The organism is Mycobacterium sp. 852002-53434_SCH5985345, from assembly GCF_001667155.1.
Taxonomy (GTDB): Bacteria; Actinomycetota; Actinomycetes; order Mycobacteriales; family Mycobacteriaceae; genus Mycobacterium.
Genome location: NZ_LZIE01000056.1, coordinates 59652 through 75266 on the forward strand (window position 1 = coordinate 59652; position 15615 = coordinate 75266).

The following is a 15615-nucleotide window of genomic DNA, read 5'->3' on the forward strand; positions in this document are numbered from 1 at the left end:
ACAGTGCGGCTAAAGGTTTGGATCCGATCAGCCACCGTAATTGGTCCACCAGGTATGCAGGTCCTCGATGGCCGGGGGATCCCCGTAGACGTCACAGAGCATGAGTTTCGCCTCGTTGGTCCATATCACGTTGGGGTGGTTTTTATAGGTGCCGCAAGCGATCATGCCCGCGGTCACCGACGGCGTGCTGTCGTGGTGCCAGCCATCCGGTGACGTGCCGGCTCCGGGGCAATTCATCAGCTGCACGGCGGCCACGTCGTCGTCGAACGCCTTCTTGAGCAGGTCCGTGTTGGCGAACAGGCCGTAGACCGCGCGGGATGGGCCACCCTGATTGGTGTTCTGGTCGCAGTCGACCATGGCCAGCGCATTCACCCAAATGCTGTTGGACTTCGGGGTCGCGGGCGTGCAAGCGCCACTGGGATACCCGGCGGGCAGCATGCCCAGCAGCTTGCCCTGCGGGTTGGCGGGCCGAGTAGTTGTCGTGGTGGTGGGGACGGTCCTGGTGGTGGTCGTCGTCGACGTGCGGTTCGCCTGCGGGTTGCTGTCGTCGCCTCCCATGAATATCGCGATGCCCACGGCAGCCAGGACCACGACGATCACCAGCGCGGCGACGGCGGCGACGATGGGCCAGGGGTTGCGTCGTTTCGGTGGGGGTTGGTTCCAGGCGGGTGGGCCGCCGAATTGTTGTGGTGCACTGCCCCAATTGGCGTTGGCGGCTTGGTAATAGGGCGGCGTGACCGGGGGCTGGGCGGCGGCCGGAATGGGCCCACTGTCGGGCCGCCAGGGCGGAGCGCTTTGCCCGGGAACCGGAGTCGAGCCGAGCGCCGGGGTGGGTGTCGGTGCATTCTGGCCCGGCGACGGTGGCGGGGTGTTGGCCGCCGGACGCGGCGGCGGGGGAGGCGCCATCACGGTGCCCGGCAGGGTGGCTTCTTGGCTGCGGCGCAAGATGGTGGCGGCGTGGTCCTGGTCGGGGTCGCTGAGCGCGTCGTGGGCGGCCAGGGCCAGGTCGCCGGCGCTGGCGTAGCGGTCCTCGGGTTTCTTGGCCATCCCGCGGGTGACTACCGCGTCGAAGCCCTTGGGGATGCCCGGGCGCACCGCGGTGGGCTGGGGGATGGGGTTCATGGTGTGGGCGGTAACCAGTGCGCCAGCGCTGCTGGATGTGTAGGGCGGCGAGCCGGTGAGGCATTCGTAGAGCACGCAGGCCAGCGCGTAGATGTCGGCGCGGTAAGTGACTTCGGCATTGGAAAAGCGTTCGGGCGCCATGTATTTCCAGGTGCCGACCGCGGTGCCCAACTGGGTGAGCTTCTCGTCGGTGGTGGCGCTGGCGATGCCGAAGTCGACCAGGTAGGCGAAGTCGTCGCGAGTGACCAGGATGTTCTGCGGTTTGACGTCGCGATGCATCACTCCCGCGGCATGGGCGGCATCGAGCGCCGAGGCGATCTGGGTGATGATGGCCACCGCGCGCGGCGGGGCCAGCGGGCCAAAGCGTTTGAGCACGCTGTCTAGGTCGGTGCCCTCGATCAGGCGCATCTCCAAGAACATCTGCCCATCGATTTCGCCGTAGTCGTGAATGGGCACCACGTGCGGCTCCTGCAAACGACCGGCGGTGCGGGCTTCACGTTTCATCCGCTCGCGAAAGACCGGGTCCCTGCTGAACGTCTCCGAGAGCAGCTTGACCGCCACCGTCCACTCCTTGACGGTGTGCTCGGCCTCGTAAACCTCCCCCATCCCACCCCGGCCCAGCAGCCGCTTTAGGTGATAAGGCCCAAATTCCGTCCCCGCCCGCGAGGCCTGCTCATCACTCATCGCCGATCCTTCACCCAGCCACCACACCGTCGACAACCCAACAATCGCCGGGCACACGGGTCAGCCGCAACCCCCTGGCCCAGCAACCATGACCGTAAGCCCCCGCCCAGCCCGACGCATGACAATCAACCGATTAGCCCGGTGTGCTCTCGCCGTCCGTGGCGATCTGAAACGTGAATTCGTGGTCGCAGATGCGGACGTGGTCGCCGTCGCGCAGCGTGGCGGCGGAGCGGATTCGCTCATGCTGCACGTGCACCCCGTTGGAAGAGCGGAGGTCGTTGATGATGAAGCTGGTGCCCGTGTCGACGATGACCGCATGGTGGCGGCTGACTTTGGGGCTGTCGAGGACGATGTCGTTGTCGCTGAGCCGCCCGATCCGGGTCGCCGCCGCTCGCAGCGGATAGCTGCGTCCCGAGATCTCGTGCAGATACGCGATGGCCTGCTGGCCGGACACCATGGTGTGCTGTTCGAGGACCGTGACCGTATCGACGGCGGCGGTCTTGGCGGTTCGCTTCACGTCTAGCGGTTCCTGCCGCAGGATCTGCTCATTGAGCGACCGCAGTGTCGGTCCCGGATCGATCCCCAGGTCGTCCGCGAGAGTGGTTTTGACGCGGCGGTAGGCGGCCAACGCGTCAGATTGGCGGTCGGTCAGATAGTATGCCGTGATCAACTGGGCCCACAGCGGCTCGCGGTAGGGATGTTCCGCGGTCAGCGTCTCCAGCTCGGTGATCACGGCGAACGCACGCCCGCAAGCAATTTCGGCCTCCGCCTTTGCGCCATGGACCAGGATCTTTTCCTCGACAAGGGAAGTGGCGAAGGTGTCGACGAATTGGAACTCGCGCAGGTCCTCGAGCACCGGCCCGCGCCACTGCGCCAATGCCGCCGCCAAGTGCTGGCCGGCCTCTTCGAATCTGCCCGTGGCGGCGGCATGCACGCCCGCCGTCTTCTCGGCGATGAACCGCCCCAGATCGCAATCGCTTTCGGCGATGTTGAGCCGGTATCCGGGAGGCGCCGCGGCCAACACCGCCCGCGGGTCGATGCCGGCGCCGCTGAGCAGCTTACGCAGGTTGGACACGTAGGAATGAATGCTGGCGCGTGCCCCCGACGGCGGCTCGTCGTCCCACAGAGCCGTGATGAGCCGGTCCACCCCCACCGGACTGTTGCGGTTCATCAGCAGCATGGCCAGCACCGCCCGCTGTTTGGGGGTGCCCAGGGGCACCAGCGTGCCGTCGACGCTCATCTCCAGCGGTCCGAGCAGGCCGAGTTCGAGACGCTTGTCCACCATCGCCTATCGGTCCTTCCGGTCACTACCGTTGCCATTCTGCTGCAACCCCCACGGAGCCGACGCAGTGACACTAACTTTTGGCACCGGGAGTGAAATGCGTTCCCCGCGACGCGATTGCGGCCAGGCCACGCGGCGGGATGTTGCGCTACGCCCGCGTCATGGCGTAGTAGGCGCCTTGGCGGGCCAACAGCTCGGCGTGGCTGCCTTGTTCGACGATGCGGCCCGCCTCGACCACCACGATGCGGTCGGCGTCGCGGATCGTCGAAAGGCGGTGCGCGATAATGAAGCTCGTTCGATCCCGGCGAAGCTCAGACATGGCCCGGGCGATGAGCGCTTCGGTGCGGGTGTCGACCGAGCTGGTCGCCTCGTCCAGGATCAGTAGCCGCGGCCTGGCCAGAAATGCGCGCGCGATGGTGATGAGCTGCTTCTCGCCGGCGCTGATATTGCCGCCCCCGCCGCTGACGCGCGTCTGGTAGCCGGCTGGCAGGGTGTGTACAAACCGGTCGACATAAGCCGCCTTGGCGGCCTGCACCACCTCGTCCGCACTGGCCTCGGGCCGCCCGTAGGCGATGTTCTCAGCGATCGTCCCGTCGAAGAGCCAGGTGTCCTGCAAGACCATGCCGATTCGCGACCGGAGCGCCTGCCTGTTCACCGTGGTGATGTCGATCCCGTCGACCAGGATCCGGCCGGAATCGACGTCGTAGAACCGCATGAGCAGGTTCACCAGAGTGGTCTTGCCGGCTCCGGTGGGCCCGACGATCGCCACGGTGCTACCCGGCTCGGCCACCATCGACAGGTCGTGGATCACCGGGGCGTTCGGGTGGTAACCGAAGCTCACGTGCTGGAACTCCACCCGCCCGGCCGGGCGTCCGTCGAGCCCCGGCAGAGCGGGCTCGGGGTCCGGCGATTCCTCGGGCTCGTCGAGCAGATCGAACACCCGCTCAGCGCTGGCCACCCCGGACTGCAGGGTGTTGTACATCCCGGCCACCTGGCTAAGCGGGGCGTTGAACTGCCGGACATATTGGATGAAGGCCTGGATACCTCCGAGAGTGATGTGGCCGGTGGCCACCTGCAGGCCGCCCACCACGGCGACCGCCACGTAGCCGAGGTTGCCGATGAATGCGGTCGCCGGTGCCACCAGGCCGGAGAACATTTGGGCGCCGAAACTGGCGTGATAAACGTCGTCGTTGCAATCGCGGAATTGCTTGCGAGCCGCGGCCTGGTGGCCGAACGTCTTGACCACCGTGAAGCCACTGTAGGTCTCCTCGATGTGGGCGTTGAGGCGACCGATGCTCGTCCACTGCGCGACGAACAGCCGCTGCGCGCGCCGCGCGATCGCGCGCGTCGCCACCAACGACAGCGGCACCGTCGCCACCGCGATCAGGGTCAACAGCGGCGAGATGGACACCATCATCGCCAGTACCGCCACCACGGTCAGGATCGACGTCACCAGCTGGCTGATGGTCATCGACAGCGACGACTGCACATTGTCGATATCGTTGGTGACCCGGCTCAGCAGCTCGCCACGTTGGCGGCCATCGAAGTACGACAACGGCAGCCGGTGGATCTTGTCCTCGACATCGGAACGCAGCGCGACCATGGCGCGTTGCACGGTGACGTTGAGCAGCCGCGCTTGCGCCCAAATCAACAGGGCCGAAATCAGATACAGGCCCAGCGCCACGGCCAAGGTCCGGGCCACCGCGCCGAAGTCCACGCCCTTGCCCGGCACCACATTCATCCCCGACAGCAGGTCGGCGAAGGTGCCCTCGCCCCGGGCCCGGGCCGCGGCGACGGCCTGGGCCTTGGTGATGCCCGCGGGGAGCTGTCGACCGAGCACCCCGTTGAACAGCAGATCCGTGGCGTGCCCGAGGATTCGCGGGACGACAACTCCGATCGCCGTCCCCGTGATACCCAGGATGATCACCGCAATGCTCAGCCGGCGTTGCGGCGCAAGTCGTTTCACCAGTCGGGCAGCCGAACCCCAGAAGTCGCGCGACCGCCCGGCCGGGGCCGGGGTCAAACCTCGGGTGGCCGCCGCGGTCATGGCGCGCCCCCGACCCGACCCGATCGCAAGGCGCTCACCGACTGCGAGTCGGCGAACTCCGCGTAGGTGGCGCAGTCGGTCAGCAGCGTTTCGTGCGTGCCGGTGCCCACCAGCTTCCCGCCGTCGATGACGATAACCTGGTCGGCCTGGGCGGCGGTCGAAACCCGTTGGGTGACAACGATGACGGTGGCCTCGCCCGCTATCTGCTGGAGCGATGCCCGTACCCGCGCGTCGGTGTGCACGTCGAGAGCCCCGAACGAGTCGTCGAAGAGGTAGATGGTCGGGCGGCGGATGACCGCCCGCGCGATCGCCAGTCGCTGCCGCTGGCCGCCGGAGAAGTTGATTCCGCCCTGGGCCACCCGCATTCGCAGCCCGTCATCGTGTGCGCGGACGAATCCTTCGGCGTCGGCCACCCGCAACGCGTCCCACATCTCGTCGTCAGTCGCGTCCGCCTTGCCGTAGCGCAGGTTATCGGCCACGGTCCCGGAGAACAGATAGCCGCGCTGGGGAACCAGCCCGATCGCGGACCAGAGCCGCTCTGTGTGGTAATCGCGGACATCGACATCGTCGACGAGGACGGCGCCGCCGGTCACGTCGTAGAGCCGGCAGATCAGCGACACCAGCGTCGACTTTCCCGAACCGGTGCTACCGACGATGGCCGTGGTGGTGCCGGGCCGTGCCGTCAACGAAATGTCCTGCAGCACCGGGCTGTCGGCGCCCGGATAGGTGAACGTCGCACCCGCCACGCGCACCACCCCGGTGATCCCGCCGCCCGGAAACACCGGCCGCGGCGGGTCGCTGACCGCGGCCTGGGTGGCGAGCACCTCGGTGATCCGTTCGGCGCACACGGACGCTCGCGGCAGCACCACCAGCGTCATGGTCGCCATCAACACCGCCATGAGGATCTGGGTGAAGTAGGCCAGAAAGGCGGTCAGCGAGCCGACCTGCATTTGGCCACGATCGATGCGCAGCCCACCGAACCAGATCAGCGCGACGCTGGAAACGTTGACGGTCAGCGTGGTCACCGGCAGCATCACCGCCTGCCAATTGCCGGCGGTCAGCGCGGTGTTCGACAGGGCGGCATTGGCGCGGGCGAATCGGTCGCGCTCGTAGGCCTCGCGGGCGAACGCCCGCACGACCCGGACGCCGGAAAGCTGGTCGCGCATTACCCGATTGATGCCGTCGATCAGGCCTTGCATCCGGCGGAACAGGGGCAGCATGTGCGACATCACCCAGTAGTTGGCCACGGCCATGATGGGAACGCTCACCAGCAGCAGCCAGGTCAGCGCCGCCTCTTGGTGGATGGCCATGAAGATTCCGCCGATGCACATGATGGGCGCGGTGACCAGCACGGTGCTCGATATCTGAACCAAGTACTGAATCTGGCGGACGTCGTTGGTGCTGCGCGTCAACAGCGTGGGTGCGCCGAAGCGGGCGGTCTCATGCTCGGAGAAGGTGGTGATGTGGTTGAACATCGCGGCACGCAGGTCGCGGCCGAAGCCCATCCCGGTTCGCGAGCCGAAGTACACCGCCGCGACCGCGCACAACGCCTGCAACCCGGTGACCGAAAGCATCACCATGCCGAGCCGGACGATGGTGGCCGTGTCGCCCTTGGCGACGCCCTCGTCGATGATTGCGGCGTTGACCGTCGGCAGGTACAGCGAGGCCAGCGTGCTGGTCAGCTGGAGCGCCATCAGCACTGCGACCAGCCGCCGGTACGGCTGGATGTACTGGCGCAGCAGTGCCAGGAGCATTTCGTAAGGGTCGCATACGGCGCGTCCCGCGGTGGGCAGCAGCCGCCGGATGGCCCAACCCGCGTGGGGGCGACTGAAACGCCTGCTCAGGCGCGTCGGTGGTTGACCCGCTGAGCTGCCGCTACAGTGCATCGTGTGGACCGGCAGCAGGCTGAGCAGAAGCAGGGTAGCGGTGCGGCGTAACTCGAGGGCGCTGGCCGGTGCGGCATTAGCCTTGGCGATCTTGGTTCCCGCGGTTGCGGCGTGCTCCGATTCGGGCGGCAACAAACCGGGGGCGACGTCGTCGACAGCGCCGGGGAATTCGGAGGGACACCACGGGCCGATGTTCCCCCAGTGCGGCGGCATCAGCGATCAGACGGTGGCCGAGCTGACCAAGGTAACCGGGCTGATCAACACGGCCCGGAACTCCGTCGGCTGCCAATGGCTGGCGGGCGGCGGCATCCTCGGTCCGCACTTCTCCTTCTCCTGGTATCGCGGCAGTCCGATCGGACGCGAGCGCAAGACCGAGGAACTCTCGCGCGCCAGCGTCGATGACATCAACATCAACGGACACGGCGGCTTCATCGCGATAGGAAACGAACCGAACCTCGGTGACTCGCTATGCGAGGTGGGCATCCAATTTCAGGACGACTTCATCGAGTGGTCGATCAGCTTCAGCCAAAAGCCGTTTCCGCCGCCATGCGACATAGCCAAAGAATTGGCGCGTCAGTCGATTGCGAACTCCAAATGACCAGAAGAAACGTCCGCCCCGTGGTAGCCGTCTTGATCGCGGCGTTACTGATGTTGACCGGATGTTCGAGGTCCGTCGCGGGCAACGCCGTGAAGGCGGGTGGCCCCACGCGCAACAACAACTCCCAGCAGCAGTATCCGAACCTGCTCAAGGAGTGTGAGGTGCTCACCAGCGACATCCTGGCCAAGACCGTGGGTGCCGACCCGCTCGACATCCAGAGCACGTTCGTCGGCGCCATCTGTAGGTGGCAGGCGGCCAACCCGGCCGGGCTCATCGACATCACCCGGTTCTGGTTCGAGCAGGGCAGCCTGAGCAACGAACGCAAGGTCGCCGACTTCCTGAAGTACAAGGTCGAGACGCGCAACATCGCGGGAATCGATTCGATCGTGATGCGCCCGGATGACCCGAACGGTGCATGCGGAGTGGCCAGCGACGCGGCCGGAGTGGTCGGCTGGTGGGTCAACCCCCAGGCACCCGGCATCGACGCCTGCGGTCAGGCCCTCAAGCTGATGGAACTCACGCTGGCCACGAACTCGTAGCTCAGCGCGGCACCTCGAACCCGATCAACTGCGCGCGACCGAGTTCGAGGTCTCCCCATCCGGACGGCACGGCCAGCACCGCGATCGCCGACGTCGGGAACTTGGCCGAAATTCCCTCGGCCGCAGCGGTATCGGTACCACTGCCGGCCAGGCCGAGGGCCAGGGCGGACATCGTCGGCTCATGTCCGACGACCAGCAGCGTCTTGACGTCGTCGGCGACGGTGTTGATCTCCTCGATCATGGTGCCGGGTGTTGCGCCATAGAGCCGCTCGCTATACCGCACCGGGGCATCGATGCGCGTGTTGGCCAACGTCTCCCGGGCGCGCTTCGCGGTGGAGCACAGGACGGCGTCGATGGCCGGCGCGTTGGCGCGCAGCCAATCACCGGCGAGTCCGGCCTGCTTGATGCCGCGGGATGCCAGCGGCCGGTCGTGGTCGGTGACCCCCGCCGGGTAGTCGGATTTCGCGTGGCGCATCAACAGCAACGTGCGCTGGTCTTTCACGGAAGCCACGCTAACCCCTATGCCGCGTCGTGGTCATCGTCGTCGTCACGCAGGAGCCTTTTTTGGGGTGGCGGAACGTGTTGGTGCGGGGTCGGCCCAGGCCGCCGAGCACCACTGATTGATCAACCTCTCGACGAGCGCGCGGCGGCGTACCCGCTCGGAGACCTGCCGGGCGAGGTCCCGCGTCTTGTCGGTGTGCGGACTTAAGCTCGCAATGCCCTGGTAACCACGCAGTTCGAAAGGAGGCCACCGCCATGCGATTCCTGCACACCGCCGACTGGCAGCTCGGGATGACCCGGCATTTCCTCACCGGCGACGCCCAGCCGCGATACTCCGCGGCCCGGCGGGATGCGGTGGCCGGGTTGGGGGCGCTGGCGGCGGAGGTGGGTGCCGAGTTCGTCGTGGTGTCCGGTGATGTCTTCGAACACAACCAGCTTCCCCCGCAGGTTGTCGGGCAGTCCCTGGAAGCCATGCGCGCCATCGGGATTCCCGTCTACCTGCTGCCGGGCAACCACGATCCGCTGGACGCGTCCTCGGTGTACACCAGCGCGCTGTTCACCGCCGAACGCCCCGACAACGTGGTGGTGCTCGACCGGGCAGGCGTGCACCAGGTCAGGCCCGGGCTGGAGATCGTCGCCGCGCCTTGGCGGTCCAAGGCCCCGACCACCGACCTGGTCGCGGAAGTCCTTGAAGCCCTGACGCCGGAACCGGTCACCCGGATCCTGGTCGCCCACGGCGGGGTCGACGTGCTGGACCCCGATCGCGACAAGCCCTCCCTGATCCGGCTCGCCGCGCTCGACGACGCGCTGGTGACCGGCACGGTGCACTATGTGGCACTGGGGGACAAGCATTCCCGCACGCACGTCGGGAACAGCGGCCGGGTCTGGTACTCCGGGGCGCCCGAAGTCACCAACTTCGACGACGTGGAATCGGACCCAGGCCACGTCCTCATCGTCGAGATCGACGAAGCCGATCCGCGCCGGGCCGTCACGGTGGAATCGCGACATGTCGGCCGCTGGCGCTTCGTCACCATGCACCGACAGGTCGACACTCGGCGCGACATCGTCGACCTGGACGTCAACTTGGACTTGATGACCGAAAAGGACCGCACCGTGGTGCGGTTGGCGCTCACCGGGTCGCTGACGGTCACCGACCGCGCCGCGCTGGACGCGTGCCTGGACAAGTACGCGCGGCTGTACGCCTGGCTCGGCCTGTGGGAACGCCGCACCGACCTGGCGGTCATTCCGGCCGATGGCGAATTCAGCGATCTCGGTATCGGGGGATTCGCCGCCGCGGCGGTGGACGAGCTCGTGGCAACGGCGCGCGAAGGTGATTCCGAGACCGCCGTTGACGCGCAGGCGGCGCTGGCGCTGTTACTACGGCTCACCGATCGGGGTGCCGCATGAAGTTGCACCGCCTGATCCTGACGAACTACCGCGGCATCACGCACCGGGAGATCGAGTTTCCCGATCATGGCGTCGTCGTGGTGTTCGGCGCCAACGAGATCGGCAAGTCGTCGATGGTCGAAGCCCTGGACCTACTGCTGGAGTCCAGGGACCGCTCGACGAAGAAGGAAGTCAAGCAGGTCAAGCCCACCAACAGTGATGTCGGCTCCGAGGTGAGCGCCGAATTGAGCTGCGGCCCTTATCGATTCATCTATCGGAAGCGGTTCCATAAGAAATGTGAAACCGAGCTGACGATTCAGGCCCCGCACCGCGAGCAGCTCACCGGCGACGAGGCGCACGAACGTGTCCGCGCGATGCTGGCCGAGACGGTCGACAGCGACCTGTGGCATGCCCAGCGGGTGCTGCAGTCCGCATCAACCGCCGCGGTGGATCTCTCGGGCTGCGATGCACTCTCACGCGCGCTCGATGTGGCGGCCGGCGACACCGGGGCGCTGTCGGGCACCGAACCGTTGCTCATCGAGCGAATCGACGCGGAATATGGACGCTATTTCACCGCAACCGGGCGTCCGACGGGCGAATGGGCTGCGGCGATCGCGCGACTGGCCGACGCAGAAGCCGCGGTCGCCGAGTACGCGGCGGCGGTCGCCGAGGTCGACGAGCGGGTGTGCCGGCATGCCGCCCTGACCGAACGGGTCGCGGAGTTGTCCCAGCAGCGCATCGCTGCCCGCCCCCGGCTCGCCGCCGCGCAGGAGGCCGCGGAGAAGATCGACGAACTCACCGGCCAGGCGCGGGAGGCCGAGTTGATCGCCGCCGCGGCAGCGGCGACGAGCGCCGCCGCGACAACCGCCCACCACTCACGCCTGCAACTGCTCGCCGAAATCAGCACCCGCACAGCCGTTGTCGCTACCGCCGAGGCCGAAGCGCAGGCCGCCGCCGACGCGCGCGACGCGGCGCGCGCCGGGGCCGACGCCGCCGACGCCGCGACCCAAGAGGCCGCCGCGGCCCTCGCTGCCTTGCAACTCGGCGTCGAATCCGCCCGGCGTGCCGTCGCTGAGCAAACCGACCGCGAAGAAGCCGACCGGTTGAGCGCCCGAGTGGACAAGGTCGGGGCAATCCGGCGGGACCGCGATCAAGTGTGCGCGGCACTCAGCGAGATCGCCATCACCGAGCAGCTGCTGCGGCGAATCGAGAACGCCGCCGCCGCTGCCGATCGCATCGGCGACCAGTTGGCGTCGACGTCCGCCGCGGTCGAGTTCACCGCTGCCGCGGACATCGAACTCTCCATCGGCGAGCAACGTGTGTCGCTGTCCGCGGGCCAAACCTGGTCCATCACGGCCACCGGACCCACCTCGGTCCAGGTTCCCGGCATACTGACCGCGCGGGTCAGTCCGGGCGCGACGGCGCTCGATGTTCAAGCGAAACACACTGCCGCACAAGAAGAATTGGCCGCCGCGTTATCCGCTGCCCGGGTGGTCGACCTCGCCGCCGCTCGATCCGCCGATCAGCGTCGCCGAGAACTGCAGGGCAACCGCGACCAGCTGAGCGCAACCCTGGCCGGCCTGTGCGGCGACCAGGAGATCGACCAACTGCGCGCGCGACTCGCGGAGCTGCGTGCCGCGCAACCGGCCGAGGCCGGCTTCCCCCCGGCGGACGTCGGCGCGGCCCGCGACGAACTCGATGCCCTCGAGAAGGCTCACCTGGCCGCGCTGGCGGAGTGCGACGACCGCCGTCGGACCGCCACCGCCGAATCCGCCCGGCTCACCGAGTTGGCAACCCGCGCAACGGTTCTCCACAACACGTTGCAGACGCAACGCGGCGAGCTCGACGCCGCCACCGACCGGCTGGCCCGGGAGCGGGCATCGGCCGGCGATGACGAGCTCGCGGCCTCGGCGGACGCGGCGCTGCAAGCGGCGCGGGCCGCCGAACGTCGCCACGCCGAGCTCGCCGACGGCCTTGCAGCGGCGAATCCGGACGCGGTGCACAGCGAATTGACCTCTGCTACCAAGGAAGCTGAGGAACTTCGCGAACGCTACGAAGAGGCCGCGCGCGCATTGCGCGAGATCACCATCGAACTCTCGGTGTTCGGCAGCGAGGGACGCCAGGGCAAGCTCGATGCCGCGGAGACCGAACGTGAGCATGCCGCCAGCGAGCACATCCGGGTCGGCAGCCGGGCCCGTGCGGCGCGGCTGTTGCGCTCGGTGATGACGCGCCACCGTGACACCACCCGGCAGCGCTACGTCGAGCCCTACCGCGCGGAACTGGAAAGGCTCGGCCGGCCGGTGTTCGGGCCCACGTTCGAGGTCGACATCGACAGCGACCTGTGCATCCGCAGCCGCACCCTCGACGGCGTCACGGTGCCCTACGAATCCCTCTCCGGCGGAGCCAAGGAGCAGCTCGGCATCCTGGCGCGGCTGGCCGGCGCCGCCCTGGTCGCCAAGGAGGACGCCGTTCCGGTGGTGGTCGACGACGCGCTGGGGTTCACCGATCCCGACCGGCTGGCGAAGATGGGGGAGGTGTTCGACACGGTCGGCACGCACGGTCAGGTAATCGTGCTCACCTGCAGTCCGGACCGGTACGACGGCGTCAAGGGCGCGCACCGCATCGATCTCAGCGCTTAGCGCGAACCCGCTGAGCTGCGTCGAACCCCCGCCTGTGGACCGGCGCGGCGAAGCCCGCCGGCCGTCCCGGCAGAATGGGATCATGGCGGGCCGACACCGATGACGATGAATGCGAAACGGCGCCGGGTGCAGGAGAAGCTCGCGGCGTTGCCCGGGGTGCGGCCCGTGCGTCGGCCGATCTCGCCGGAAACCAGCGAAGAGTTCGATCTGTACTACGTGCGCACCGGCCGCAAGTCGGCGCACCCGCTGGTCATCATCCCGGGCGGTCCCGGCGTGGCGTCGGTGCAGATGTACAAGGGCCTGCGAGGCCGCGCCGCCGCTGCCGGCCTGGACGTCATCATGATCGAACACCGCGGGGTGGGTATGTCGCGCCACGACGACGCGGGCGCGGACCTGCCCCCCGAAGCGATCACCGTGAACCAGGTTGTCGACGACATCGCCGCCGTGCTCGACGACGCCCACGTCGACTCGGCCGACATCTACGGCGCGTCGTACGGCACCTACATCGCCTCCGGGTTCGGTGTGCGCCATCCCGGCCGGGTGCGGGCGATGATCCTGGACTCTCCGTTGCTGTCGCGGCATGACATTGTGATCGTGCGCCGCGCGATTCGTCGGCTCCTGCTCAGGGGCGATAGCCCCGAAACCGCCGCGCTGGCGCCCAAAATGCGCAAGCTCGTCGACGCCGGGGTGATGACCGCGGCGGCCACCCAGGTGGTCGCGACGATCTACGGCTACGGCGGCGCCGGCCTGCTCGAGCGCGAACTCGACCTGCTGCTGGATGGCCGAAAGCTGTTGTGGTGGGTGATGTCCCGGTTCACCACCCTGAGCAACCTGCCATATCGCTACGAGGAAGACCTGGTGAGCCGCATCGCGTTCCGCGAACTCGACTACGCCGCCGAACCCGACGGGCTTCCGCTGGACCCGGCCGTGGCGGAACGCGAGGCGCGCACGCAGACGGCGACATTCGAGGACGAGCCCTATGACCTGGTGGCCGAGATGCCGCATTTCGGCTGGCCCACCGCGGTGGTTTCCGGCGGTCGCGACCTCATCACCCCGCCGGCGGTCGCCGAGCGCGTCGCCGCACTGCTGCCGCACGCGGTGCTGTTGAAGCTGCCCACCATGGCGCACAGCGCGCTGGACTTCCGTGAGCCCGCCGCGATCGCCATCGCCCAGGCGGTGTCGCGGGGCGAATTCGACGGGCTCGCCGCGAAAGCCCCGGCGCTCGACGCGCTTCCGCCGCGCCCCGAGCTGCGCCTGCTGTGGAAGGCGATCGGGGTGGCGGCCGCGGTGGAGGGCATCCTGCCGATCCCGGCGCCGCTACGCCGGGTCAGCCGCGCATGAATCCGATGGCGGTGTAGCGCAGGTCGCCGAGCCCGGCGGCGCCGAAATTGGCCAGCGTGCTGCGTACCGCGACGTCGCCCGGCGATTGTGTCAGCGGCAGGCTGAACCCCTCGGCCCAGATGAGTTTGTCGAGATCGTTGGCCAACGTCCGCGCCTTGCCGGGGTCGAGTTCTTCGAGGGTCCGTTCGATCGCCGCGTCGATCTGCGGGCTGCCGATCTTGCCGAAGTTGCTTTCCCCGCCGGATAGGTAGATCTGGGTCAGCGCCGAGAGCGGGAAAGCGTCACCGAGCCAACCGAATTGGGCGATGTCGAAATCCCCGACGTTGATGTAGTTGGTGAAGAAACCGCTGCCGGACCTGGACACCAGTTCGAGCTTGACGCCGATCTGGGCGAGACTGTGCTGCGCGATCTGGGCGAACTGCCGGCTGCCCTGGGCGTCATAGAACAGATCGCGGATGACCAGCGGGCGACCGTCCTTCTCGCGGAACTGGCCGTTGAGCTTCCAGCCCAACGCGTCGAGCTCCCGCTTGGCCTCGTCCGGGTCGTACGGGACGACCGCGCTGTTGTCCTGGTAGCCCTTCTGCCCGGCGACATAGATGTGGTTGCCCAACGCCACCGGATCACTGGTGAGGCCGTATTGGACAACCTTGGCGATGGTGCGCCGGTCGATGCCCTTGGCGACCGCGAGGCGCAGCGCCTTGTCGGCGAGGATCGACCCGGGCGCACCGTTGAACGTGAAGTGAGACCACGCGGGTGCCGGGGCCCGCCGGATCGAGATCCCTTTCGTACGCTGCGCGATGGTCAGCTGGTCGACCGTACCGACACCCGACGCGTCGATGGTGTTGTTCTGCAGCGCGGGCAGCCGCGCGGCGTCATCCAGCACCAGGTAGGTGATGTTGTCCAGGCGCGGACGGGCGCCCCACCATTTCGGGTTGCGGGACAACACGATCCGTTGGGTGGTCCGGTCCAGCGACGTGACGATGAAGGGGCCGGCCGACGGGCCGGGCGCATCCAGTTGGCCCTTGTTGAACGCCTCCGGCGTGGCCGTGACGCTCTTGGGGAGCAGCATGCCGTTGCCGGCGAACATGCCGCGCCACTCGGCATACGGTTTGGCGAAGGTCATGACGGCCTGCCGGTCATCGACGCCCCGGGTGACCGACGCGACCCGGTCGGCGCCGCTGGGTCCCGCGATTTCGAACGTCTTGTCCGCTCCGCTCAGCGCGTGGATTTGGCTGGCGATGTCTTCCCACGTGATCGGGGTCCCGTCGGACCACACCGCCTTCGGGTTAATTGTGTAGGTCACCACCTCCGGTGCGGTGCCGGTGAGCTCGACGCTGGTGAAGTAGTCGGTGTCGACCGTGGTCGAGCCGTCGGCGCCGATGATGAATGCCCGTGGCAACGTCGCCTTCATCATGGCGGCCACTTCGGCCGAATTGCCGTCGATGTGCAGGATGTTGAAGTTGGGCGGAAAATCACTGAGCGCCAGCCGCAGGCTGCCGCCGTCCCGCAATGTGGCGGGATCCTGGGGGTTGATATCGCTGCTGGTGCCGATCTCGGCGGCGTTGTGGCCGGTTTCCGGCATGACGTTGA

General features: G+C 67.7%; 11 protein-coding genes. 5 read left to right on the forward strand and 6 right to left on the reverse strand.

What is annotated here, in order from left to right; translation table 11 throughout:
• Positions 1 to 27: 27 nt before the first annotated feature.
• From A5756_RS13435 to A5756_RS13450, 4 genes are all read right to left on the reverse strand, one after another.
• Complete coding sequence (locus A5756_RS13435; protein WP_066953052.1) at positions 28 to 1806, reverse strand: serine/threonine-protein kinase; 1779 nt, start codon at positions 1804 to 1806, stop codon at positions 28 to 30.
• A gap of 133 nt (positions 1807 to 1939) precedes the next feature.
• Positions 1940 to 3091: an ATPase/transcriptional regulator EmbR gene (gene embR, locus A5756_RS13440; RefSeq protein WP_066952977.1), complete on the reverse strand. Its 1152-nt coding sequence runs from the start codon at positions 3089 to 3091 to the stop codon at positions 1940 to 1942.
• A 145-nt stretch (positions 3092 to 3236) separates the two neighbouring features.
• Positions 3237 to 5135 (reverse strand): ABC transporter ATP-binding protein, encoded by a 1899-nt coding sequence (locus tag A5756_RS13445; RefSeq protein ID WP_066952979.1) that lies wholly within the window; start codon positions 5133 to 5135, stop codon positions 3237 to 3239.
• Entirely contained in the window at positions 5132 to 6889 is a 1758-nt protein-coding gene (locus A5756_RS13450; protein WP_066952981.1) for an ABC transporter ATP-binding protein, read from the reverse strand. The genes A5756_RS13445 and A5756_RS13450 overlap by 4 nt, the downstream gene beginning before the upstream one ends.
• Before the next feature lie 172 nt (positions 6890 to 7061).
• Between A5756_RS13450 and A5756_RS13455 the strand changes: the two genes are divergently transcribed.
• Complete coding sequence (locus A5756_RS13455) at positions 7062 to 7619, forward strand: DUF3558 domain-containing protein (protein WP_066952984.1); 558 nt, start codon at positions 7062 to 7064, stop codon at positions 7617 to 7619.
• A complete protein-coding gene (locus A5756_RS13460; protein WP_066952986.1) occupies positions 7616 to 8158 on the forward strand; it encodes a DUF3558 domain-containing protein in 543 nt (180 codons plus the stop codon). Before A5756_RS13455 ends, A5756_RS13460 begins: the two co-directional genes overlap by 4 nt.
• Before the next feature lies 1 nt (position 8159).
• Here A5756_RS13460 and A5756_RS13465 read toward each other — a convergent pair whose 3' ends face one another.
• Positions 8160 to 8660: a histidine phosphatase family protein gene (locus tag A5756_RS13465; protein ID WP_156659496.1), complete on the reverse strand. Its 501-nt coding sequence runs from the start codon at positions 8658 to 8660 to the stop codon at positions 8160 to 8162.
• Between the two features lie 254 nt (positions 8661 to 8914).
• Here A5756_RS13465 and A5756_RS13470 point away from each other — a divergent pair, with 254 nt between their 5' ends.
• The 3 genes from A5756_RS13470 (at position 8915) to A5756_RS13480 (ending at position 14025) form a co-directional block, all read left to right on the forward strand.
• Entirely contained in the window at positions 8915 to 10066 is a 1152-nt protein-coding gene (locus A5756_RS13470) for an exonuclease SbcCD subunit D (RefSeq protein ID WP_066952988.1), read from the forward strand.
• Positions 10063 to 12684, forward strand: coding sequence for an ATP-binding protein (locus tag A5756_RS13475; RefSeq protein ID WP_066952990.1), 2622 nt, complete (start codon positions 10063 to 10065; stop codon positions 12682 to 12684). Before A5756_RS13470 ends, A5756_RS13475 begins: the two co-directional genes overlap by 4 nt.
• A gap of 99 nt (positions 12685 to 12783) precedes the next feature.
• On the forward strand, positions 12784 to 14025 hold the full coding sequence (locus A5756_RS13480) for an alpha/beta hydrolase (protein WP_066952992.1): 1242 nt from the start codon (positions 12784 to 12786) through the stop codon (positions 14023 to 14025).
• Here A5756_RS13480 and A5756_RS13485 read toward each other — a convergent pair.
• Positions 14012 to 15607, reverse strand: a complete 1596-nt coding sequence (locus tag A5756_RS13485) for an ABC transporter family substrate-binding protein (RefSeq protein ID WP_232005347.1) — start codon at positions 15605 to 15607, stop codon at positions 14012 to 14014. The genes A5756_RS13480 and A5756_RS13485 overlap by 14 nt on opposite strands.
• Between the last annotated feature and the right edge of the window lie 8 nt (positions 15608 to 15615).